The sequence below is a fragment of the Pseudomonas sp. Z4-7 genome, from assembly GCF_051131965.1.
GTDB lineage: Bacteria > Pseudomonadota > Gammaproteobacteria > Pseudomonadales > Pseudomonadaceae > Aquipseudomonas.
On record NZ_CP071642.1, the window covers coordinates 3,574,920 to 3,595,828 of the forward strand.

At 61.2% G+C, this 20,909-nt stretch carries 18 protein-coding genes; 9 read left to right on the forward strand and 9 right to left on the reverse strand.

Going from position 1 to position 20,909, the window contains the following annotated elements:
* Nucleotides 1-5: 5 nt before the first annotated feature.
* Genes J3P91_RS16040 through J3P91_RS16050 form a run of 3 tightly spaced genes read left to right on the forward strand, consistent with a single transcriptional unit; the run spans nucleotide 6 to nucleotide 2,757 of the window.
* Nucleotides 6-1,157: an ABC transporter ATP-binding protein gene (locus J3P91_RS16040; protein WP_434601026.1), complete on the forward strand. Its 1,152-nt coding sequence runs from the start codon at nucleotides 6-8 to the stop codon at nucleotides 1,155-1,157.
* Nucleotides 1,158-1,197: 40 nt separating this feature from the next.
* Entirely contained in the window at nucleotides 1,198-1,683 is a 486-nt protein-coding gene (locus tag J3P91_RS16045) for a flavin reductase family protein (RefSeq protein WP_434601027.1), read from the forward strand.
* Nucleotides 1,684-1,713: 30 nt separating this feature from the next.
* On the forward strand, nucleotides 1,714-2,757 hold the full coding sequence (locus J3P91_RS16050; RefSeq protein ID WP_434601029.1) for an LLM class flavin-dependent oxidoreductase: 1,044 nt from the start codon (nucleotides 1,714-1,716) through the stop codon (nucleotides 2,755-2,757).
* A gap of 209 nt (nucleotides 2,758-2,966) precedes the next feature.
* Here J3P91_RS16050 and J3P91_RS16055 read toward each other — a convergent pair whose 3' ends face one another.
* Nucleotides 2,967-5,018 (reverse strand): TonB-dependent siderophore receptor, encoded by a 2,052-nt coding sequence (locus tag J3P91_RS16055; RefSeq protein ID WP_434601030.1) that lies wholly within the window; start codon nucleotides 5,016-5,018, stop codon nucleotides 2,967-2,969.
* 354 nt (nucleotides 5,019-5,372) lie between these two features.
* Between J3P91_RS16055 and J3P91_RS16060 the strand changes: the two genes are divergently transcribed.
* Entirely contained in the window at nucleotides 5,373-7,169 is a 1,797-nt protein-coding gene (locus J3P91_RS16060) for a methyl-accepting chemotaxis protein (protein WP_305500532.1), read from the forward strand.
* Nucleotides 7,170-7,462: 293 nt separating this feature from the next.
* On the opposite strand, the gene J3P91_RS16065 is transcribed toward J3P91_RS16060, so the two are convergent.
* On the reverse strand, nucleotides 7,463-7,660 hold the full coding sequence (locus tag J3P91_RS16065) for a YbdD/YjiX family protein (protein WP_003201656.1): 198 nt from the start codon (nucleotides 7,658-7,660) through the stop codon (nucleotides 7,463-7,465).
* A 15-nt stretch (nucleotides 7,661-7,675) separates the two neighbouring features.
* Nucleotides 7,676-9,736: a carbon starvation CstA family protein gene (locus tag J3P91_RS16070; RefSeq protein WP_434573701.1), complete on the reverse strand. Its 2,061-nt coding sequence runs from the start codon at nucleotides 9,734-9,736 to the stop codon at nucleotides 7,676-7,678.
* 329 nt (nucleotides 9,737-10,065) lie between these two features.
* Here J3P91_RS16070 and J3P91_RS16075 point away from each other — a divergent pair, with 329 nt between their 5' ends.
* Together J3P91_RS16075 and J3P91_RS16080 are read left to right on the forward strand one after the other, a co-directional pair.
* On the forward strand, nucleotides 10,066-11,427 hold the full coding sequence (locus J3P91_RS16075) for a cache domain-containing protein (protein WP_434601032.1): 1,362 nt from the start codon (nucleotides 10,066-10,068) through the stop codon (nucleotides 11,425-11,427).
* A gap of 31 nt (nucleotides 11,428-11,458) precedes the next feature.
* Nucleotides 11,459-12,091 carry a response regulator gene (locus J3P91_RS16080; protein WP_305500528.1) on the forward strand — a complete coding sequence of 211 codons (633 nt, stop codon included), beginning with the start codon at nucleotides 11,459-11,461 and terminating at the stop codon, nucleotides 12,089-12,091.
* Here J3P91_RS16080 and J3P91_RS16085 read toward each other — a convergent pair.
* Nucleotides 12,088-13,311 carry an arabinose transporter gene (locus J3P91_RS16085; protein WP_434601033.1) on the reverse strand — a complete coding sequence of 408 codons (1,224 nt, stop codon included), beginning with the start codon at nucleotides 13,309-13,311 and terminating at the stop codon, nucleotides 12,088-12,090. The genes J3P91_RS16080 and J3P91_RS16085 overlap by 4 nt on opposite strands.
* A gap of 141 nt (nucleotides 13,312-13,452) precedes the next feature.
* Between J3P91_RS16085 and J3P91_RS16090 the strand changes: the two genes are divergently transcribed.
* Together J3P91_RS16090 and J3P91_RS16095 are read left to right on the forward strand one after the other, a co-directional pair.
* Nucleotides 13,453-14,106: a TetR family transcriptional regulator gene (locus tag J3P91_RS16090; RefSeq protein ID WP_434601034.1), complete on the forward strand. Its 654-nt coding sequence runs from the start codon at nucleotides 13,453-13,455 to the stop codon at nucleotides 14,104-14,106.
* Between the two features lie 88 nt (nucleotides 14,107-14,194).
* On the forward strand, nucleotides 14,195-14,986 hold the full coding sequence (locus tag J3P91_RS16095) for a transporter substrate-binding domain-containing protein (protein WP_434601035.1): 792 nt from the start codon (nucleotides 14,195-14,197) through the stop codon (nucleotides 14,984-14,986).
* 537 nt (nucleotides 14,987-15,523) lie between these two features.
* Here the strand turns inward: J3P91_RS16095 and J3P91_RS16100 are convergent.
* The 3 genes from J3P91_RS16100 to J3P91_RS16110 are packed head-to-tail and all read right to left on the reverse strand — an operon-like array spanning nucleotide 15,524 to nucleotide 18,422.
* Nucleotides 15,524-16,543, reverse strand: coding sequence for a TRAP transporter substrate-binding protein (locus tag J3P91_RS16100; RefSeq protein WP_434601036.1), 1,020 nt, complete (start codon nucleotides 16,541-16,543; stop codon nucleotides 15,524-15,526).
* 56 nt (nucleotides 16,544-16,599) lie between these two features.
* Nucleotides 16,600-17,880: a TRAP transporter large permease subunit gene (locus tag J3P91_RS16105; protein ID WP_434601037.1), complete on the reverse strand. Its 1,281-nt coding sequence runs from the start codon at nucleotides 17,878-17,880 to the stop codon at nucleotides 16,600-16,602.
* A complete protein-coding gene (locus J3P91_RS16110) occupies nucleotides 17,877-18,422 on the reverse strand; it encodes a TRAP transporter small permease (RefSeq protein ID WP_434601039.1) in 546 nt (181 codons plus the stop codon). Before J3P91_RS16110 ends, J3P91_RS16105 begins: the two co-directional genes overlap by 4 nt.
* A 499-nt stretch (nucleotides 18,423-18,921) precedes the next feature.
* Between J3P91_RS16110 and J3P91_RS16115 the strand changes: the two genes are divergently transcribed.
* Nucleotides 18,922-19,137, forward strand: coding sequence for a phage infection protein (locus J3P91_RS16115; RefSeq protein WP_434601040.1), 216 nt, complete (start codon nucleotides 18,922-18,924; stop codon nucleotides 19,135-19,137).
* A gap of 162 nt (nucleotides 19,138-19,299) precedes the next feature.
* Here J3P91_RS16115 and hpaR read toward each other — a convergent pair whose 3' ends face one another.
* Both hpaR and hpaA read right to left on the reverse strand, forming a co-directional pair.
* Nucleotides 19,300-19,722: a homoprotocatechuate degradation operon regulator HpaR gene (gene hpaR / locus J3P91_RS16120; RefSeq protein ID WP_305500516.1), complete on the reverse strand. Its 423-nt coding sequence runs from the start codon at nucleotides 19,720-19,722 to the stop codon at nucleotides 19,300-19,302.
* A gap of 111 nt (nucleotides 19,723-19,833) precedes the next feature.
* Nucleotides 19,834-20,745 (reverse strand): 4-hydroxyphenylacetate catabolism regulatory protein HpaA, encoded by a 912-nt coding sequence (hpaA, locus tag J3P91_RS16125; protein ID WP_434601042.1) that lies wholly within the window; start codon nucleotides 20,743-20,745, stop codon nucleotides 19,834-19,836.
* Between the last annotated feature and the right edge of the window lie 164 nt (nucleotides 20,746-20,909).

The window sequence follows — 20,909 nt, forward strand, 5'->3', positions numbered from 1 at the left end:
ATACGATGAGTGCCGTCAAAGACCCCGCACAGCAGAACAACAAGACCCTGGTCAGCCTGCGCAACCTGAACAAGCACTACGGCGATTTTGCCGCCGTGGACGATATATCCCTGGAGATCCAGGACGGTGAATTCCTGACCTTCCTCGGCTCCAGCGGCTCGGGCAAGAGCACCACCCTGTCAATGCTGGCCGGCTTCGAAACCCCCAGCAGCGGCGAGATCCTGGTGGATGGCAAATCCCTGGTCAACGTGCCGCCGCACAAGCGCGACATCGGCATGGTGTTCCAGCGCTATTCGTTGTTTCCTCATCTGTCGGTGCGCGACAACATCGCCTTCCCGCTGGCGATCCGCAAACTGGCCAGCGCCGAGCGCGAGCGCCGGGTCGACGCCATGCTCAAGCTGGTGCAATTGGGAGAGTTCGCCCATCGGCGCCCTTCGCAACTGTCCGGCGGACAACAACAGCGCGTGGCAATTGCCCGGGCGCTGGTCTATGAACCGCGCATCCTGCTGATGGACGAACCTCTCGGCGCGCTGGACAAAAAGCTGCGCGAAGATTTGCAGGACGAACTGCGCCAGTTGCACCGCCGGCTGGGCATCACCATCGTCTACGTCACCCACGACCAGGAAGAAGCCATGCGCCTGTCCCAGCGCATCGCGATCTTCAGCCACGGCAAGATCGTCGGCCTGGGCAGTGGCTACGACCTCTACCAGAATCCACCGAACGCCTTTGTCGCCTCGTTCCTGGGCAACTCCAACTTCCTCAAGCTCAAGGCCCAGGGCAATGCCGCGGCGACCTTCGAAGGCCAGTCACTGTCGATCCGCCTGACCACCGGCCTGCAAACCGACCAGGACGTGCTGCTGATGGTCCGCCCGGAAAAAGCCCTGGCCTTGAGTGTCGAGCAGGCGACCCAGGACACCCTGCCGGCCGGCTGGAACGAAGTCTCGGCCAAGGTCGTGGAGGTGCTCTTTCTTGGCGAAAGCCAGACCTGCAGCGTGGTCACCTCCGGCGGCACCCAGATGACCGTCAAGGCGCTGTCCGCCGCCGGCATGCCGCTCAAGGCCGGCGACCCGGTGCGGGTGCGCTGGGCCGCGGCCGATGCCTGCGTCTACACCCAATGGGCCGAGAGCGACCTGAACAAGGCCGCCGGCGCCCACTGAGAACACTGCGTCATAACCGCCTGCGTGCGAGGACTGCGAAATGATCGATGCCAACCTCTACAAACAAGTCATGGGTTCGTTCCCGTCCGGCGTGACGGTGATAACCACGCTGGACGATGACGGGCAAATCGTCGGGCTGACCGCCAGCGCCTTCAGTTCATTGTCGATGGACCCGGCCCTGGTGCTGTTCTGCCCCAACTACAGCTCCGATTCCTATCCGGTGCTGATCAGGAACAAACGCTTCGCCATCCACGTGCTTTCCGGCGGCCAGCAGAACGAAGCCTACGCGTTCGCCCGCAAAGGCAAGGACAAGGCCCAGGGCATCGAATGGACCTTGAGCGCGCTGGGCAATCCGTTGTTGAACAACGCTACCGCCATCATCGAATGCGAACTGTGGCGTGAATACGAGGGTGGCGACCACGCCATCATGGTCGGCGCCGTGAAGAACCTGATCGTGCCGCAACACACACCGGGGCCGCTGGTTTATTGCCACGGCAAGATGGGCGCCCTGCCCGTCCCCGCCTGAACCGATCGTCAACAATAAAGAGAAAGCGCCATGAAATTTTCCCTGTTCGTACACATGGAGCGCTGGGACGAAAGCGTCAGCCATCGCCAGTTGTTCGAAGACCTCAGCGAGCTGACGCTGATGGCCGAAGCCGGCGGTTTCAGTACCGTGTGGATCGGCGAACACCACGCCATGGAATACACCATTTCACCAAGCCCGATGCCGCTGCTGGCGTACCTGGCCGGCAAGACCACGACCATTCACCTCGGCGCCGGCACCATCATTGCGCCGTTCTGGCACCCGCTACGGGTGGCTGGCGAATGCGCATTGCTCGACGTTATCAGCAACGGCCGCATGGAAGTCGGGCTGGCCCGGGGCGCCTATCAGGTGGAATTCGACCGCATGGCCGGCGGCATGCCAGCTTCTTCCGGCGGCCAGGCATTGCGGGAAATGGTCCCGGTGGTGCGCGCCCTGTGGCAAGGCGACTACGCCCACGACGGCGAGATCTGGAAATTCCCCACTTCCACCTGCGTGCCCAAGCCCATCCGCAAGCCTCATCCACCGATGTGGATCGCCGCCCGTGACCCTGACTCGCACAACTTCGCCGTCGCCAATGGTTGCAACGTGATGGTCACGCCTTTAATGAAAGGCGATGAAGAAGTCCTCGACCTGAAGAACAAATTCCAGGCCGCCCTGGACAACAATCCCGACGTGCCACGTCCGCAATTGATGGTGCTGCGCCACACCCATGTACACGCCGAGGACGATCCCGAGGGCTGGAAGATCGGCGCCCAGGCAATCTCGAAGTTCTATCGCACCTTCGACGCCTGGTTCGGCAACAAGCAGGTGCCGGTCAATGGCTTCCTGGCGCCAAGCCCGGAAGAAAAATTCGCCGAGCGCCCGGAGTTTCAGCTGGAGAACATCCGCAAGAACACTATGATCGGCACCCCGAAGGAAATCATCGAGCGGATCAAGTACTACCAGGAACTGGGCGTGGACGAGTTCAGTTTCTGGTGCGACAACAGCTTGCCGCATGCCGAGAAGAAAAAATCCCTGGAGTTGTTCATCCAGCAGGTGGTGCCGGCGTTTCGCTGATCCTGTGGGAGCGGGCTTGCTCGCGAAAGCATAGTGTCAGTCAGCATTAATGTTGAATGTGCCACCGTCTTCGCGAGCAGGCTCGCTCCCACAGGGTCTGGAACACCCGCAGCCTATGTGGGAGCGAGCCTGCTCGCGAAGGCGGATTGAAGCTGAAAAAAAATGCCCGGACATTTGGATGCCCGGGCATTTTTATTCAAGCACTGCGATCAGAACGTCACGCTGGCGCTCAATCTGGCAGTACGCGGCTCGCCGACGTTGACCTGCAACTGGCTGCCGGTAGACGACGGGTAGTACTGCTTGTCGAAGAGATTGTCGACGTTCAACTGCAACGAAGTCTTTTGCCCGAACATCGGCGACTCCCAGCGCAGGAACGCGTCGGCGACGGTGTAGCTGCTGAGCCAGAAATCGTTGGCGTTGTTGGCGGCGCGTTCGCCGACATACCGCGCTCCGGCCCCGGCGTGCCAGGCGCCGAATTCGGCCGGCACGTTCAGATGGTGGCTCAGGTACAGGCTGGCGGTGTGCTTGGGAGCATCGGCCAGACGGTGACCTTCGTTTCTTGGATCATCCAGTATTTCGGTGTGGGTGTAGGCGTAAGTGCCGATCAAGTCCCAGCGGTCGGCGAGGCGGCCCGTGATGTCGAGTTCCAGACCCTGGGAACCTACCTTGCCGGCGGCTTCCGCCAGCGTCACGCCATTGACCGTGGTGGACGTCACGACGTTTTTCTTCACGATGTCGAACAGCGCAACGTTGATATTCAAGCCTGGGAGCGGATCGTACTTGGCGCCGATTTCATAGCTGCGGCCCTCTTCCGGATCGAAGGTATTGCCGGCGTCGTCAACGTCGTCGTTCGGCTTGAAGGAACGGCTGTAGTTGCCATACAGCGACAGGCTATCGGTGGCTTTGTAGACCAGGCCGAGAAATGGCACGAAGGCGTCGCCGTTGTCATCGCGATTGAGTTCGTAATCGCTACCTACACCTTGATCGCTGTATTGGTCGTAATGTTGATAACGACCACCGACTACAAAAATCCAGCGGTCATCCAAATGCCAGTTGTCTTTGAGGTACACGGAACTGGAGTTCAATTGGTTGCGCAGGTCACTGTCGGTAGTGCTGACCAAACTCGGCTCTGGCAGGTTGCCGTAAACCGGTGAAGTTATGTTGAAGCCGGGCTGGGGGTTGCCACGATAGGTCTTGCCCCGGAATTGATCCGATACCTGATTATCGATGCCGAGCAACAGGTCATGACGCTGTCCGAGCAGCTCTTGCTTACCCATGAAATCCCAACTGGCGTAACGGGTCTCATCATCGTAATGGGCGCCATTGGCCCTGCGGCGCAGAACATTTCCTGTGAGCGTAGCGGGCTGGGCAATCGCAAGACTGTAGCGGTCATTGTTCCAGCCGTAGGTCACCCGGGTTTTCCACGCTTCGCTCAACTCGTACTCGAACCGCGCGGTGGCCGTCTCGCGGATCCCGACGCTCTTGGCCCAAGGCTCGTCCAGGCGCTTGTCATAGTCGATGTCGGCCGGATGCCCATTCTTGAACACCGTGCCACGGTCAAACGGGTTGGAATATTCGTTGTACTCGTAGCTCAGGTTCAACGAAGCACGCTCACCGGTCCAGGCCAGCGATGGCGCCACCAGCGTGCTCTCATTGACGCCGTAGTTGCGCCAGTAATCCTCATGGCCGCGTTCGGCGATCAGGCGATAGGCCAACCCGGTGTCGCCCAACGGCCCGGTGGTGTCCAGGGCCATGGTGCCGCCGCCCTCGCTGTAGGCGGAGCCGCTCAGCGTGGTGCTCTGGGTGTATTCGGGCTTCTTGCTGATAACGTTGATCAGGCCACCCGGTTCCAGCGCGCCGTACAACATAGAGGCCGGGCCTTTTAGCACTTCGACTCGCTCAGTGGTGGCGCTGAAGTTGTGGCCCAGGTTCGAACGCACACCATCGCGCAGGATCGAACCGTCATCGTTGGTGCCAAAACCGCGCTTGACCAGCGAGTCCCGGGATCCCCCCAGGGTGTTGCCCTGGCTGACGCCGCTGACGAACTTCATCGCGTCGTCCAGCGAGCGCACCTGGTAGTCCGCCAGGGTCTGCTGGGTCACCACGTTGATCGACTGCGCCTCTTCCTTGATCGGTACATCGCTCTTGCTCGCCGTGCTGGCTTGCGTCGCCGTGTAGCCTTCGTCCTGAATGATCCGACTGCCTTGCACATCCGTGGTGGGCAGTTCAAGGGTGTCCTGGGCCTTCAAGGGGCTTGCCATGAAACAGCAGGACAGCGCGGGTAAAACACATTTGACGAGGGCATTGCGGTAAGCGAGGGGGGTGGAACGATTCAAGACGCTGCACTCATGGGGGGATGTGAATGAGAGCGAATATACTTTGAGAATCATTCCCAGTAAATCTTTTGTATCAAATTGATAGCGCTCTACACCCTGTAGGAGCGAGCCTGCTCGCGAAAGCGGTGGGTCTGCCAGCATTGATGTTGGCTGTACCTGCGCCTTCGCGAGCAAGCTCGCTCCCACAAAGTGATATCAAATCGCCCTGCTACCCTAAAGCTTTGGCGTCAGCGGTCGAATGTATTCCATTCAGTGATTTTTTTGCCCAGGAGCAGCGGCATGCAGACGTTAAAGGCCTTGTACGAGTCTATCGAGATGCAATTCTTCGATACCCTCACCAAAAAGCTTTCAAGCCTTTTCCTGCTGGTCGTCGTCAGTGGCCTGCTGTACTGGGTCGCCGTCAGTGCCCGGGCCGATATTCTCGTGCAGTTGCGCACGGCCCAACTGGACGCCGCGCTGCTGGGCCAGATCGAAGATCGCCTCGACAGCCTCACCCATGCCCTGCTCTTCGGCGCGCTCCTGACGTTCGGCATGATCAGCTTCATGGTCTGGTATTTCCGCCACCTCATCGTGCGCCCCGTCACTGTGATGACCAAGGCGCTGGAAGAGATCGCCAACGGCGAAGGTGACTTGTCCAAGGACTTGCCGCTGGTCACCCATGACGAGATCCGCACGCTGGCCGCCACCTGCAACCGCTTCCTGGCCAAGCAGCGCGAGATCATCAGCAACGTCCAGGCCTTGACGGTGCACATTGCCGTGGAGTCGGCCCGTTCATTGAAGAACATCAGCGACTCCAGCGACAGCGCGACCCACCAGGCGCGCTTCGCCAAGGAAGTGATGGACCAGAGCAACACCGCCGTGGGCCGTATCGAAGAAGTCTCGCGCCAGACCCAGGGCATCTCCAGCACCACCGCGCAGAACCTGAACATGGCCCGCGATTCCTATGCCGAGCTGCTGGAAGTGACTGGCAACATCAGCGAGATTTCCAGCAGCCTGGGTGAATTCGCCACGCTGGTGGACGCGCTGAACCAGCGTTCGTCGAGCATCAAATCCATCGTCGGGCTGATCCAGCAGATTTCCGCCCAGACCAACCTGCTGGCGCTCAACGCCGCCATCGAAGCGGCGCGCGCCGGGGAAAGTGGCCGTGGCTTCGCCGTGGTCGCCGATGAAGTGCGCACCCTGGCGCAAAACGTCAGCCGGGCTACCGACGATATTTCGCGCAACATCGACGCGATGCTCCAGGAGGTCAGCTCCACCCACGAGCAGACCACCCAGATCAGCCACAGCGCCCGGGAAACCCAGAAGGTAGTGGAACGCGCCTCTGGCCATTTCGAGAGCATGATCGTCGACTTCGAGTCCACCAACGGCAAACTGGCGGATATCGCCGACCACATCCAGCAGTTCGCCGACTCCAACACCGGTATCAACGAACGCGTCACCCAGATCCATGCCGACAGCCAGTCGATCGACCAGCGCATGCAGCAGTCGGCGACCGCCACCCGCGATCTGTCCGGTGTTGCCGAGAAGGTCCAGACGCTGCTGGGCCGCTTCGTGCTCGGCCACGGCAAGCTGGACGCCGCCATCACCCGCGCCAGCGAATGCCGCGACACGCTCCAGGTTCAGCTGCAGGCGCTGCAGGAAGAAGGCGTCAACCTGTTCGACCAGAATTACCAGTTGATCCCGGGCACCGATCCCAAGCAATACATGACCAGCTACACCGAACGCTTCGCCCGGGTCTGCCAGGAGGAATGCGACAAGCTGACCCGCAGCACGCCGGGCGGCAAGGTCTCGTTCATCGTCGATACGAAGGGCTATTGCCCGGTCAACAACAGCTGGGTGTCCAAGCAACCCACTGGCGACCGCGCGGTCGACCTGCCGGTGTGCCGCAACAAGCGGATCTTCAACGACCCGATTGGCCTGCGCGCGGCGGGCAACGTCCAGCGCTTCCTGCTCCAGACCTACCTGCGCGACACCGGGGAAATCATGACCGAGATCGACGTACCGTTCTTCTTTGGCGGCCGTCACTGGGGCAACCTGCGGGTGGGGTTTGATGCGGCGGTGTTGCTGGCTGACTGATCAAAGGATCAAGCCAGACAACTGTGGCGAGGGAGCTTGCTCCCGCTCGGCTGCGCAGCAGTCGCAAGACGGGTGATGCGGTCAGCCTGAAGAACCGCCGGGGCCTGCTGCGCACGCCAGCGGGAGCAAGCTCCCTCGCCACATTGGCCTTTCTGCGCACATACAATCCTGAATTCACCCCAAACAACTGTGGGAGCGAGCTTGCTCGCGAAGGCGTCAGGTCAGTCGACATCGTCCTTGACTGACACTCCGCTTTCGCGAGCAGGCTCGCTCCCACAGGGGATTACTTCAGTTCAACAGCATTTGGGGCCACCCTTGCCACCGTAGCGGGCTTCCTGGCGTTCTCGGAAGAACGCCTCGTAGTCCATCAGCGGCTTGTCGGGGTGCTTGGTTTGCATGTGCTCGACGTAGTTGTCGTAGTCGGGCATGCCGACCATCAGGCGGGCGGCCTGACCGAGGTATTTACCGAGGCGACTCAAGTCATTGAACATCGTTGCAATCCCCTATCAAGCGTCCGGCAGGGCCTGGAATGGTGCTTCTTTGTCCGTGCGTTCTTTCGTGCCCCAGGCGGCGATGCCAACCTTGAGCGCATAGAACAGGATGCTGAAGACCACGAACAGGAACAACACCGTCAGCGTTGCGTTGGTGTAGGCGTTGAACACCACGTGCTGCATCTGCTCGATGCTCTTGGCCGGGGCCAGGATCTGGCCGGCGGCCAGGGCATCGTTGTACTTGCGCGCCAAGGCCAGGAAGCCGATCGCCGGGTTGGCGTCGAACAGCTTGATCAGGCCCGCGGTGGTGGTGCAGATCAGCAGCCAGCTGGCCGGCAGCAGCGTGACCCAGACGTAGCGCTGGCGCTTCATCTTGATCAGCACCACTGTGGCGAGCATCAGCGCGATACCGGCCAGCATCTGGTTGGAGATGCCGAACAGCGGCCACAAGGTGTTGATGCCGCCCAGCGGATCGATCACGCCCTGGTACAGCAGGTAGCCCCACAGCGCGACGCAGCCGGCGGTGGCGATCAGGTTGGCGGTCCACGATTCGGTGCGCTTGAGGGCCGGCACGAACGAGCCGAGCAGGTCCTGCAGCATGAACCGCCCGGCACGGGTGCCGGCGTCTACCGCGGTGAGGATGAACAGCGCTTCGAACAGGATCGCGAAGTGGTACCAGAACGCCATGGTGTTCTCACCCGGCAGCACCGAGTGAAGGATCTGCGCGATACCCACCGCCAGGGTCGGCGCACCGCCGGCACGGGCCAGGATGGTGGTCTCGCCGATGTCCTTGGCCACCGCTTGCAGCGCGTCGGGGGTGATTGCAAAACCCCAGCTGCTGACGGTCTGGGCCACAGCCACCACGTCGGTGCCGACGATCGCCGCCGGGCTGTTCATGGCGAAGTACACGCCCGGCTCGATCACCGAGGCCGCGACCATCGCCATGATCGCCACGAACGACTCCATCAGCATGCCGCCGTAACCGATGTAGCGGGCGTTGGTTTCGTTATCCAGCAGCTTGGGCGTGGTGCCCGAGGAGATCAGCGCGTGGAAACCCGAGACCGCGCCGCAGGCGATGGTGATGAACAGGAACGGAAACAGACCGCCCTTCCACACCGGCCCGGTGCCGTCGGTGAACTGGGTCAGCGCCGGCATTTTCAGCTCGGGCATGGTCACCAGGATGCCGATCGCCAGGGCGATGATGGTGCCGATCTTGAGGAAGGTGGACAGGTAGTCCCGTGGCGCCAGGATCAGCCACACCGGCAGCACCGCGGCGACAAAACCGTAGCCGATCAGCATCCAGGTGATCTGGATCCCGGTGAAGGTGAAGGCCTTGGCCCAGACCGGGTCGGCGGCAATCTGCCCGCCCAGCCAGATCGAACCGAGCAGCAACAGCACGCCGATGAGCGAGATTTCACCGATGCGGCCCGGGCGGATATAGCGCATGTAGATGCCCATGAACATCGCGATCGGGATGGTCGCCATCACCGTGAAGATGCCCCACGGGCTCTCGGCCAGGGCCTTGACCACGATCAGCGCCAGCACCGCGAGGATGATGATCATGATCAGGAAGCAGCCGAACAGCGCGATGGTGCCGGGGATGCGGCCCATTTCCTCGCGCACCATGTCGCCCAGGGAGCGACCGTTGCGGCGGGTCGACAGGAACAGGACCATGAAGTCCTGCACCGCACCGGCCAGCACCACGCCGGCGATCAGCCAGAGCGTGCCGGGCAGATAGCCCATCTGCGCCGCCAGCACCGGCCCGACCAGCGGCCCCGCGCCGGCAATGGCCGCGAAGTGGTGGCCGAAGAGGATGTGTTTGTTGGTCGGGACGTAGTCCAGGCCATCGTTGTTGAGCACGGCGGGCGTGGCCCGGCGCGCATCGAGTTGCATCACGTTGTTGGCGATGAAGAGGCTGTAGTAGCGGTAGGCGACCAGGTAGATGGCCACGGCTGCGACGACGATCCAGAGGGCGTTGATCGGCTCTCCGCGGCGCAGGGCCACGACGCTCAGCGCACACGCTCCCAGAACAGCCACGGCAAACCAGGCGAGGTGTTTAACCAGACGGGTTGTCATTGCATGTCTCCTGCCGATATCCAATGGATTGCGGCGATTGTTTTTATAGTGTGGCCCCGGCAATTCGGAGCTGGCCCAATATCCCTGCTGGCCGTCAATAAATAAATCCGTAGTACTACGTAGATGCCCCTTCCTCCTGTGTCCCCCTGTGGGAGCGAGCCTGCTCGCGAAGGCGTCGGATCACTCAGCATTGTCGTTACCTGACACACCGCCTTCGCGAGCAGGCTCGCTCCCACACAGGCTCGCTCCCACAGGTTTTATGTTTCACCCATGGGTTTGGCATATGATGCCGCCATTCGCCTCCCCGCCGGATCCGGACAGGAGTACAGATGCTGCTCAAACACAAGATCGTCGCTCTCGGGATCCTGCCGCTGGTCCTGGCGATTGCCGTTATTGGTGCCTTGGTCATCTCGCTCAATCGCCAGTTGGGTGACCAACAGGCGCAGCTGATCGAAGACAGTATCCTGGCCAGTAAACGCGCCGAGCTGAAGAACTACGTAGAGATGGCGCAGAGCCTGATCGCCCCGTTGTACAACGACGGCCAGGGAGATGCGCGGGCACAACAGCAGGTACTGGAAGAACTGCGCAAGCTCAGCTTTGGCATCAACGGTTATTTTTTCGTCTACGACCGCCAGGGTCGCAGCCTGATGCATGCCCGCCAGTCGGAGCTGGTGGGGCAATATCTCTGGGACATGAAGGATCCTCAGGGCCTGCCCGTCATCCAGGCCTTGCTCAAGAGCGCCGAATCAGGCGAAGGCTTTCAGCGCTATGCCTGGAACAAGCCCTCCTCCGGTCAGGTAACCGACAAGCTCGCCTACGTCGTGATGCTCGATCGTTGGGGCTGGATGCTGGGCACCGGGATCTACCTGGAAGACGTCGAACGCGCCACCCAGCAGGCTCGCGCCGAAGTGGCCCAGGGCATCCACACCACCATGCAGGCCATCGCCGCCATCGCGTTGGTCGCGGTGCTGCTGGTGTTTGCCGGCGGCATCACCCTCAATGTCAGCGAGCATCGCCTGGCCGACAAGAAACTGCAGCGCTTGAACCAGCGTATCGTCAGCTTGCAGGAGGAAGAGCGCTCGCGGGTGTCTCGCGAACTCCACGACGGCATCAGCCAGCTGTTGGTTTCGATCAAGTTCCAGTTCGAACTGGCCAGCCATGTGATCGAGAACGGCCAGGAAAATGGCCTCGGCATCTTGAAGAATGCCACCGATCGACTGGGCGAAGCGATCGGTGAAATCCGCAGTATTTCCCATGATCTGCGTTCCTCGTTGCTCGATACCCTGGGCCTGCCCGCCGCCATCGGCCAACTCGCGGCCGAATTCGAACAGCGCAGTGGCCTGGAAGTGTCCTACCGAAGCAACGAATTCGACTGTCGCCTGGAAAACGGCGCCCCGGTCTCGCTGTTCCGGATTGCCCAGGAGGCGCTGACCAACATCGAGCGACACGCCGGGGCGAAACGAGTCGCCATCACCCTGTTCGGTTCGGGCCAATCCCTGCGCCTGACCGTGGTGGATGACGGGATGGGCTTCAACGTCCCGCAGGTCGAGCGTGGTCACACCGGCATCGGCCTGCGTAATATCCGCGAACGGGTCGAGCATTTTGGCGGGCGGCTGGAAATGACCTCGGTTCCGGGACGAAGCGAACTGGATATCCTGTTGCCCATGACCCTGTCGGCCACGGAAAGTTGATGCGCGTTCATTTCCACAAGAGCACCTGCCCATGACCCTGCCCCCCGCCATACGCGTCGCCCTGGTCGACGATCACTCGCTGGTTCGTGACGGCATTCGCGCGCTGCTGTCCGTCATGCCCCGCCTGGACGTGGTCGGCGAAGCGGAGAACGGCGCGCAAGCGATCGACATGGTCGGGCGCTGCCAGCCGGACCTGCTGCTGATGGACATCGGCCTGAAGGACATGAACGGCCTCGAGCTGACCCGGCTGCTGGGCAAGCAATACCCCGGCTTGAAGATCCTCATCCTGAGCATGTACGACAATCATGAGTACATCAGTGAATCCGTGCGCGCCGGTGCCAGCGGTTACGTGCTGAAGAATTCACCTTCCAAGGAGATCATTGCCGCCATCGAAGCCATCATCGGCGGCGGCACCTTCTACAGCGCCGAGATCGCCCAGCGCCTCGCCACCGACCCGAACACCGACAGCGAACTGACGCCGCGCGAGAGCCAGGTCCTGGCGAAAATGGTCGAGGGGCTCAACAACAAGGAAATGGCCCGTGAACTGGACATCAGCGTACGCACCGTCGAAACCCACCGCCTGAGCATCCGCCGCAAACTCAATATCGACAAGCCTGCGGCACTGGTGAAATACGCGATCGATCACGGACTTGTTTCCCGCTAGCGAGGGAGCTTGCCTGGCTGCCTTCCGAGCAACACCAAAGCCACTACAAACGACAGCGCCACGGCGATGGCGCCGCCCAGGTAAACCGCACCAATGCCCCAGCCACTCGCCAACAGGCCGGCCAGCGGGCTGGTGATGCCCAAGGCAATATCGAGAAAGGCGACATAGGCGCCCATGGCGAGACCGCGAGCCTGTGGTGGCGTACGCCGCACCGCCTCCACGCCAAAGCCGGGAAACGCCAGGGAATAACCGAAACCGGTGAGTGCCGCCCCCAGGTAGGCGCTGGTCGCGCTGTCGGCGCTCCAGATCAGCAGCAGCCCAACGCTTTCGATCAATACACAAACCAGTGCCACACGGGCGCCGCCAATCTTGTCCGGAAGGTGCCCGAACAGCAGGCGCGCACCGATGAACGCCACGCCGAACGCGGTGAACGCCAACGAAGCGTTGCCCCACTCCCGGGCCGCGAACAACAGGGCGATAAACGCCGTGAGAACACCAAAACCGACGCTGCAGAACGCCAACCCCAAGCCAGGAACCCAGACGGCGCCGAGCATCTTGTAGAACGGTGTACGCCGGGTCGCCGTAGGGGCGACGGCGCGCACGCCGGCGACAATCGGCAATGCCAGGAGCGGCACGAACATCGAGGCCAGGACGATGCCCACGAAGCCCCAACCGGCATTCAACCCAACACCGAGCGGCGCCCCTAGTGCGTAGGCGCCGTACATGGCGATGCCGTTCCAGGCCATGACCTTGCCGGCATGCTGCGGCCCCACCAGGCCGATGCCCCAGCCCATCGCTCCGGTGACGATGAGGCTTTCTCCGATCGCCAGCAGCACGCGGCCGCCCGACAAAAGCCAGACCGACGTAGCCGGCGCGGCAACGAACGCCAGGGAAAGCAGATAGACCAGCCCAGAAACGGCGGCCGTCACCAGCCCGGCCATGACCGCGCGCTTGCCGCCACGCAGGTCGGCAAAATTGCCGGCCCAGGCCCGTGACAGCAGCGCCGCGGCGAACTGTGCCCCGACCACCAGGCCAATCACCAGCGTGCCCATGCCCAGCGTGTCATGCAGGTGCAGCGGCAAGACCGGCAATTGCATGCCGATGGTGAGGAAACCGACGAACACGGTCAGTGTGAGCGGCAACAGCATGAGCGCCGGATTGGCCTCGACGGTTGCCCCGAGCGCCGATGCGGCGCCGTGATGAAGATTTTCTTGAGTCATGACCCTACCCATGGAAAGGAAGCGAAGTGAAGTTGAACGGCGTCTGTGCAGCCGACTAGAATGCGATCAATTAGTCGCATTCAAGATACGAATAATCCGTCGCATTGCCTATTCGCATTCCTTTCGAGGTGCATGACCTTCATGTCCGAACGCCCAAGCCCGCAAATTTCCTCGCGCAAACAGCCGAAACAGGCCCGCTCCACCGAACTCGTGGCGGCCGTCCTGGAGGCGGCTGTTCAGGTTCTGGCAAGCCACGGCGCCCCGCGTTTCACCGTGGCTCGTGTGGCGGAGCGCGCGGGTGTCAGCGTCGGGTCGGTGTATCAATACTTCCCGAACAAGGCGGCGATCCTGTTCCGGTTGCAGAGTGACGAGTGGCAACAAACCACCGCCATGCTGCGGGACATCCTCGAGGACCAGGGCAAGCCGCCTCTGCAGCGATTGAGGGATCTGGTGCAGGCGTTCATCCAGTCCGAATGCGACGAGGCGCAGATACGCATCGCCCTCAATGACGCCGCCCCGCTCTACCGCGATGCCCCCGAACATCAGACGGCGCGAACCTCGGTGCAGCAATCGGTGGACGCTTTCATGCAACAAGTGCTGCCGGAAGCCAGCGCGCAGAGCCGCGCCCTGGCCGGTGACCTGATCATCACCACGCTCGGTTCCGTGGGTAAGCGATTTTCGGCAACGCCACGCTCCGGCGAGGAAATCCGAGCCTATGCCGATGCCATGGCCGATATGTTCTGTGCCTATCTGGAGAGTCTGCGGCAGAAAGCCGTCGAGATCGCGCCAGGCTGACTGCTCGTCCCGACGATCCGGTGACAGCCCGCCGACACTTTTACTACACTCGCCCGTCTTGTCCCTCCCTTTGCGAGACGTCCGATCCATGAAAACCATAACAAGCACGATGACGTTCTGTGGCCTGCTGGCGTTCTGCGGCAGCGCCCTGGCCGAGCCAACCCCTTCGCATCTGGACAAGGTCCTGCAACAAGGTGAACTGCGGGTGTGCACGACGGGCGACTACAAGCCCTATACCTACAAGGCCGCATCGGGTGAATACGAGGGCATCGACATCGACATGGCCCGTTCCCTCGCCAGCAGCCTCGGCGTCAAGGTGCAATGGGTCCAGACCACCTGGAAAACCCTGATGCCAGACATGTTGGCCGGCAAATGTGACATCGGCATGGGCGGGATTTCGGTAACCCTGGAACGGCAGAAAAAAGCCTATTTCAGCAGCACCCTGGACGTTGACGGCAAGATCCCCCTGGTGCGTTGCGAAGACCAGTCGCGCTACCAGACCATCGAGCAGATGAACCAGCCTTCGGTGCGTCTTGTCGAGCCGGCCGGCGGCACCAACGAAGCCTTCGTGCGGGCATTCCTGCCCAAGGGCCAGCTGGCTTTCCAGGACAACGTGACCATCTTCCAGGAACTCCTGGAAAAACGCGCCGACGTAATGATCACCGATGCCTCCGAAGCGCTCTACCAGCAGAAACTCAAACCGGGCCTATGCGCGGTCAACCCGACCCAGTACCTGCAATACGGCGAGAAGGCCTACCTGCTGCCGCGCGATGACCACACCTGGAAAATGTACGTCGACCAGTGGCTGCACCTGAGCAAGGCCAATGGCAGCTACCAGAAAGTGATCGGACAGTGGCTGGCCGTCCCCGGCGCCCAGTGATGTATCTGCGAATATAAAACCTGTGGGAGCGAGCCTGCTCGCGATGGCGCCAGATCAGTCGACATTTTCCATTGACTGACACACCGCTTTCGCGAGCAGGCTCGCTCCCACAAGAACATCTTTGGCGCATGCAGATCCTGACCCAAAACAAACTGTGGGAGCGAGCTTGCTCGCGAAGGCGCCAGATCAGTCGACATTTTCATCAACTGACACACCGCTATCGCGAGCAAGCTCGCTCCCACAAGAACATCTGTGGCGCACGCAGATCCTGAGTCCCACCCAAAACCACTGTGGGAGCGAGCCTGCTCGCGAAGGCGCCAGATCAGTCGACATCTTCATCGACTGACACACCGCTTTCGCGAGCAGGCTCGCTCCCACAAGAACATCTGTGGCGCACGCAGATCCTGAGCCCAACCCAAAATTACTGTGGGAGCGAGCCTGCTCGCGAAGGAGCCAGATCAGTCGACATTTTCATCAACTGACACACCGCTATCGCGAGCAAGCTCGCTCCCACAGTCCAGGGTCTCTAAAGGGGTCTCACTGCCCCGCCCGCACCTTGGCGATTTCGGCGTACATCATCTTTACCAGCTCACCGTCCAGGGATTTGGCGAATTTATCGATCACCGGCTGCACGCGTTCGCGGAAACGATCTTTCTCGGCCGGGGTGATTTCGTTGACGGTCATGGCGCCCGCCAGCGTCGCCTTGGCCTTGTCCATGCTCGCCGCGGTGACTTCACGCTGGAACTTCTGCGCCTCGCTCGCGGCCTCGCGGATCAGCGCCTTTTCATCGTCGTTGAGGCGGTTCCAGGTTTTCTGGCTGATGATCAACGACTGCGGATTGAAGATGTGGCCCGTCACCGAAAGGTACTTCTGCACCTCGTAGAATTTGTTGCCTTCGATCACCGTGAACGGGTTTTCCTGACCATCAATGGTGTGTTGCTCCAGGCCGGTATAGACCTCCGGGAAAGCCATCGGCACCGGGTTGGCGCCCAGGGCACTGAAGGTTTCCAGATAGATCGGCGACTGGATGACGCGCACCTTCAAGCCCTGCATGTCTTCAAGTTTCGCCACCGGATGCTTGCTGTTGGTCAGGTGACGGAACCCCAGGTCCCAGTAACCCAGGCCGACCAGGCCCTTGCTGTCCAACTGCGCCGCGAGTTTCTGGCCGACCGACCCGTCGATGACCGCGTGGGCTTCCTCGGCGTTGTTGAACAGGAACGGGAAATCGAGCATGGCGAAATCCGCGGCCTGGGCAGCGAGGATGCCGGAGTTCAGCACCGTGATATCCAGCGTGCCGCCTTGCAGGGCCGAGACGGTCTGCACATCGCCGCCCAGGGTTCCGCCAGGGAACAGACGAACCTTGAGCTTGCCGCCGCTCTTTTCACTGAGCAGGTCGGCAAACTTCTGCGCGCCCTGCCCTTGCGGATGTTCCTTGACGTTCTGGAAGGCAAAACGCAGGGTGCGCTCGCGGATCTCAGCGGCGTGGCCGGCCACGCTGCCGAGCAGCAAGCCTGTTGCGCAGGCCCCGGCCAGCAAGGTTTTCATCAGTTTTTGCATGTCAGTCTCCGATCTTTATTGTTGTTGGTTTCGAGCTGCTACGGATTGCACCGGCATCAACCGGTGAAGAATTTCAACGGTCCCAGGACAAGCTGAGGGAACAGCACCAGCAGGAACAGCACCGCAAATTGCGCAAGCATGAACGGCCACACGCCACGCACGATTTCCTCGAATTCCAGCTTCGCCACGCCACAGACCACGTTGAGCACCGTGCCCACGGGCGGCGTGATCAGGCCAATCGCGGTGTTGATCAGAAACAGCACGCCGAAGTACACCGGGTCGATGCCCGCCTGGATCACCGCGGGCATCAGCACCGGCGTGAGGATGAGGATGGTCGGGGTCATGTCCATCACCGTGCCGACCAGGATGATCAGCGCCATCATCACCAGCAGCAGGAGGGTCTGGTTGTCCATGAACGGCGCCAGCAGGTCGGCCAACTGGCCCGGCAGGTCGGCGATGGTCACCAGCCAAGACGAGACCATCGCGGCCGCCACCAGCAACATCACCACCGAGGTGGTCCTGGCCGATGACAGGATCACTTCGTACAGCTGGCTGATCTTCATTTCCCGGTAGATCACCAACGACACGAACAGCGAATAGACCGCCGCGACCACCGCCGCTTCCGTGGGGGTGAAGATGCCGAACTTGAGGCCGAGGATGATGATCAGCGGCAGGCCCATCGCCCAACTGCCGTCCAGCAATGTGCGCAGTACCTCGGCACGGGAGCGCTTGGGCGCCGTCTCGACATTCTCGCGGCGGGAGATGAACCACCAGGCGATGGCGAGCCCGGCACCGAGCATGAGCCCGGGCACAATTCCGGCCAGGAACAGCTTGGAGATCGATACCCCGGAGGCCACGCCAAAAACGATGAAACCTATGCTCGGCGGAATGACCGGCGCGATGGTGCTGCCAGCGGCGATCAGCCCGGCCGAACGTCCTCGGTTGTGCCCGGCCAGCACCATCATCGGCACCAGCAGCGCTGCCAGTGCCGCGGCATCAGCCACCGCCGAACCGGATAGCGACGCCAACAGGCAGGAGGCGATGATCGCGACATAACCCAGGCCTCCGCGCTTGTGCCCCACCAGCGCCATGGCAATGTTGACGATACGCTTGGACAGGCCGCCGACATTCATGACCTCACCGGCAAGCATGAAGAACGGCACGGCCATCAACGGAAAGCTATCAGCGCCATTGAGCAGGTTCTGCGCGATGATCTGGGCATCGAACAGGTCCAGGTAGAACATCAGCGCGACGCTGACCACCAGCAAGGCAAAGGCAATCGGCATACCCAGCGCCATGCTGCCCATCAACGACCCGAGGAAAATGGCCAAGGTCATGGGCGGCTACCTTTGAGGGTGTCGTGGTTGGTTGCCGAAGCATCGCTGGCTTCGACCATCACCAGCTCGTCATCCGCGAGTTTACCGAACAGCGCCAGGTACAGTTCATACAGCAGAATGACGGTGGCGCTGACGCCGAACACCAGGCCGGCGGCGTAGAACAACGCCATCGACAGACCCGAAGCCGGCGCGACCACGTCCAGGTTGATCACCGCCTGTTGCCAGCTGCCGCTGACGATCAAGCCGCAGATATACAGCATCAGCAGATGGCTGATGACCAGGCAGGCACGCTTGCCGGCGGGCGGCAAGCGCTTGACCAGGCTGTTCATGCCCAGATGGGCGCGGTCCTTGAGCGCCACCAGGGCGCCGAGGAAAATCATCCAGACGAAGAACCAGCGCGACAGTTCTTCCGAAACGCTGATGCCGGAGTTGAACGCATAGCGCAGCACGACGTTGCCAAACACCAGCACGATCATCGCGACCATGCACAGGACAATCAGCAGCTTCAGCAGCTTGAAATACAAATCGACGACTTTTGTCATCTTGAAGACCTCACAGGTTGACCGAGCGCCGACATGCATCCGGCGCGACAGAGCGCAAACGCGTGCGCTATCGGATCGAAGCTGAAACGTCCCGGCAGATACCGGAACTGGAGGCGTGGGACGGGGCGAAAGCCATTGGACGGGAGCGCATGAGGACCTCTGTTTTTTATTATGGCCTTGCCCGGGCATGGCGAGGCTGAGTGCCAGCTAAAATGTACTACCCAGTTAATCCGGTCAATAACCTTGCGGGGCCTGAGCACGAATCAAGACGGAACTAGCGTGCGATTATCGGTCACTGGTCAGTGGATTACGGGTCTAACCCGCTGGTCACGGGGGATTTGTATCGCTGTGTATATGGGCAGCGAATTGATACGAATTCGCCGATTTCACGCCTTCCCGGCACACATCGCCGATACACCTGCGCGTTCAACTGCACACACCGGACAGCAGCACACAGGCGCTGCCACGGCCCACTCAATAACGCGCAAGGAGAATCACCATGTTCAATTTCTCGAAACTTTCATCCCTCGCAATTGCCCTGACGCTGGTTGGCGGTGTCGGCTTGTCGACGACGGCCTCGGCCAAGAGCTCCCTTTCCCATGGCCAGGCTGCGCAGCAGCTGGCTGAGGGTGGCTCTGATCGTCTGATTCAGAATCGCGTGGCTGAAGGCGGGGCTGATCGGTTGCAGGAGCTGCGTGAACGCAGCACCGCATGAAAGCGCTGTTGTGGCGAGGGAGCTTGCTCCCGCTCGGCTGCGCAGCAGTCGTCAACCTGCCAGCCGGTTTTTCCTGGAGAACCGGGTTGAATGGTTTTGGGGCTGCTGCGCAGCCCAGCGGGAGCAAGCTCCCTCGCCACGAAAAGCTCTAAGGGCAAAGGCTCAAGGCTTGATGTTTTTCAACTCATTGAGCAAACCCAGCAGTTGCTGCATTTTTTCTTCGCCGAACTGTTCCTCGATCCGCCGGTAGTTGCTTTCCATGCCTTCGCTCATGGACACAAAACACTGCTGGCCGCGCTCGGTCAGGCCAACAAAAACCCGACGCTGGTCCTGGCTGGATTTCTGCCGCCGCACCAGCCCGTCGCGCTCCAGGCGAGTGAGCACGCCGGTCATGCTGGGCTTGAGAATGCAGGCCTGATGGGCGAGCTGGTGGCTCTCCAACTCACCCTGCTGGTGCAGAATGCGGATCACTCGCCACTGCTGCTCCGTAAGATCATGCTGATTCAGCGCCGGACGAAAAAAAGCCATCGCCGCTTCGCGGGCTTGCAGCAGAGTCAGCGTCAGTGAGGGTCTCGGGTTGGCCATGTTCTAACTGTATGGATGGGCGAGTCGGCAGCTTAGTGTCGCCGGCAGGCTGCTGCAAGCGCCTCGCTTTTGTGGCGAGGGAGCTTGCTCCCTCGCCACGGGTCCATCGGTCTATTTGAACAACATGCCCGACTGCCGTTGCCGATACTCCCCCGGTGTCAGCCTGGCGTAACGCTGGAAAAACCGGCTGAAATACGCGGGGTCCTTGAAGCCGAGTTGGTAGCAGATTTCATTGGCCGAGCTGCCGGTGAACAACAGCAGCCGCTTGGCCTCCTGCATCAGGCGCTCCATGATCAAGCGCTTGGAAGGCAGGTCGGCGATTCGTCGACACACGTCGTTGAGGCGCGCCTCGGTCACGCCAATGTCCGCGGCATAACGCGACAGGGGCCAGTGCTGGAAATAATGCGCTTCGATCAACTCATTAAAACGGTGGAAGATCTTCAAGTCTTCATGCCGCGCCGGCCTGGCTTCCAGGGAGTTGGAGCACAGCCGCAGCAGGCTGATCATGATCAGCCGCGTCAAGCCGTCCAGCGCCGCGCTGCGCCCCGGCCGCCCGGCCGTCACCTCTTCGCTCAATTCCTCGAACAGGCAGTCCAGCCGCCGCACCTCCCCCGTCTGCTCCGGCCCCAACTGCGCCAGCGCGACGCAGGACGCCGGCATCTGCACGCCCGCCGGCGCCAGGCTCGGATCGGCATCGATCAATTGCCACACCAGTTGCTGACGCACCGTCAGTACGTGTCCGTCGCTGTCGGCTTCGGTAACAAAAGCGTGGGGGATGGTCGGCGGCGTGAGAAAAAACATCGGCCCTGATTCGACGTATTGCCGATCATCCAGATACACCCGCACGGTGCCGCTCTTGACGTAATGAACCTGGAAGAACCGGTCATGCCGATGGACCGGCATGTTGCGCCCAAAAAAGCCGGCCAGGTTGGCGAGCCGGTCGTAATGCACTTCGGCATCGCTGTAGCGCTGGTCGTACACCTGGCCAATGTTGATGTTCGGGATCGGCTGCCGGTCGGTCATCACGCATTACTCGTTTTTATTCTGATTCAGGCCACTGCCTGCGCTCATGCTGCGCCGAAATCGGCAGGGCAACCAGTGTCGGAAGATTCTGCCACGCTTGACGATAGTTAACATCTTAATTATAACTGTTAACACATTAACAATATCCGCAGAGCACTGGTCTC

What these genes read in the sequence shown, in the direction of transcription:
- J3P91_RS16065 (WP_003201656.1), bottom strand. Translation starts at nt 7,660, where the DNA reads ATGTTCAATGACTTGAGTCGCCTCGGTAAATACCTCGGTCAGGCCGCC.
- J3P91_RS16085 (WP_434601033.1), bottom strand. Translation starts at nt 13,311, where the DNA reads ATGACTCAAGAAAATCTTCATCACGGCGCCGCATCGGCGCTCGGGGCA.
- J3P91_RS16075 (WP_434601032.1), top strand. Translation starts at nt 10,066, where the DNA reads ATGCTGCTCAAACACAAGATCGTCGCTCTCGGGATCCTGCCGCTGGTC.
- hpaR (WP_305500516.1), bottom strand. Translation starts at nt 19,722, where the DNA reads ATGGCCAACCCGAGACCCTCACTGACGCTGACTCTGCTGCAAGCCCGC.
- J3P91_RS16115 (WP_434601040.1), top strand. Translation starts at nt 18,922, where the DNA reads ATGTTCAATTTCTCGAAACTTTCATCCCTCGCAATTGCCCTGACGCTG.
- J3P91_RS16100 (WP_434601036.1), bottom strand. Translation starts at nt 16,543, where the DNA reads ATGCAAAAACTGATGAAAACCTTGCTGGCCGGGGCCTGCGCAACAGGC.
- J3P91_RS16090 (WP_434601034.1), top strand. Translation starts at nt 13,453, where the DNA reads ATGTCCGAACGCCCAAGCCCGCAAATTTCCTCGCGCAAACAGCCGAAA.
- J3P91_RS16080 (WP_305500528.1), top strand. Translation starts at nt 11,459, where the DNA reads ATGACCCTGCCCCCCGCCATACGCGTCGCCCTGGTCGACGATCACTCG.
- J3P91_RS16045 (WP_434601027.1), top strand. Translation starts at nt 1,198, where the DNA reads ATGATCGATGCCAACCTCTACAAACAAGTCATGGGTTCGTTCCCGTCC.
- J3P91_RS16095 (WP_434601035.1), top strand. Translation starts at nt 14,195, where the DNA reads ATGAAAACCATAACAAGCACGATGACGTTCTGTGGCCTGCTGGCGTTC.
- J3P91_RS16040 (WP_434601026.1), top strand. Translation starts at nt 6, where the DNA reads ATGAGTGCCGTCAAAGACCCCGCACAGCAGAACAACAAGACCCTGGTC.
- J3P91_RS16050 (WP_434601029.1), top strand. Translation starts at nt 1,714, where the DNA reads ATGAAATTTTCCCTGTTCGTACACATGGAGCGCTGGGACGAAAGCGTC.
- J3P91_RS16105 (WP_434601037.1), bottom strand. Translation starts at nt 17,880, where the DNA reads ATGACCTTGGCCATTTTCCTCGGGTCGTTGATGGGCAGCATGGCGCTG.
- J3P91_RS16055 (WP_434601030.1), bottom strand. Translation starts at nt 5,018, where the DNA reads ATGGCAAGCCCCTTGAAGGCCCAGGACACCCTTGAACTGCCCACCACG.
- hpaA (WP_434601042.1), bottom strand. Translation starts at nt 20,745, where the DNA reads ATGACCGACCGGCAGCCGATCCCGAACATCAACATTGGCCAGGTGTAC.
- J3P91_RS16110 (WP_434601039.1), bottom strand. Translation starts at nt 18,422, where the DNA reads ATGACAAAAGTCGTCGATTTGTATTTCAAGCTGCTGAAGCTGCTGATT.
- J3P91_RS16060 (WP_305500532.1), top strand. Translation starts at nt 5,373, where the DNA reads ATGCAGACGTTAAAGGCCTTGTACGAGTCTATCGAGATGCAATTCTTC.
- J3P91_RS16070 (WP_434573701.1), bottom strand. Translation starts at nt 9,736, where the DNA reads ATGACAACCCGTCTGGTTAAACACCTCGCCTGGTTTGCCGTGGCTGTT.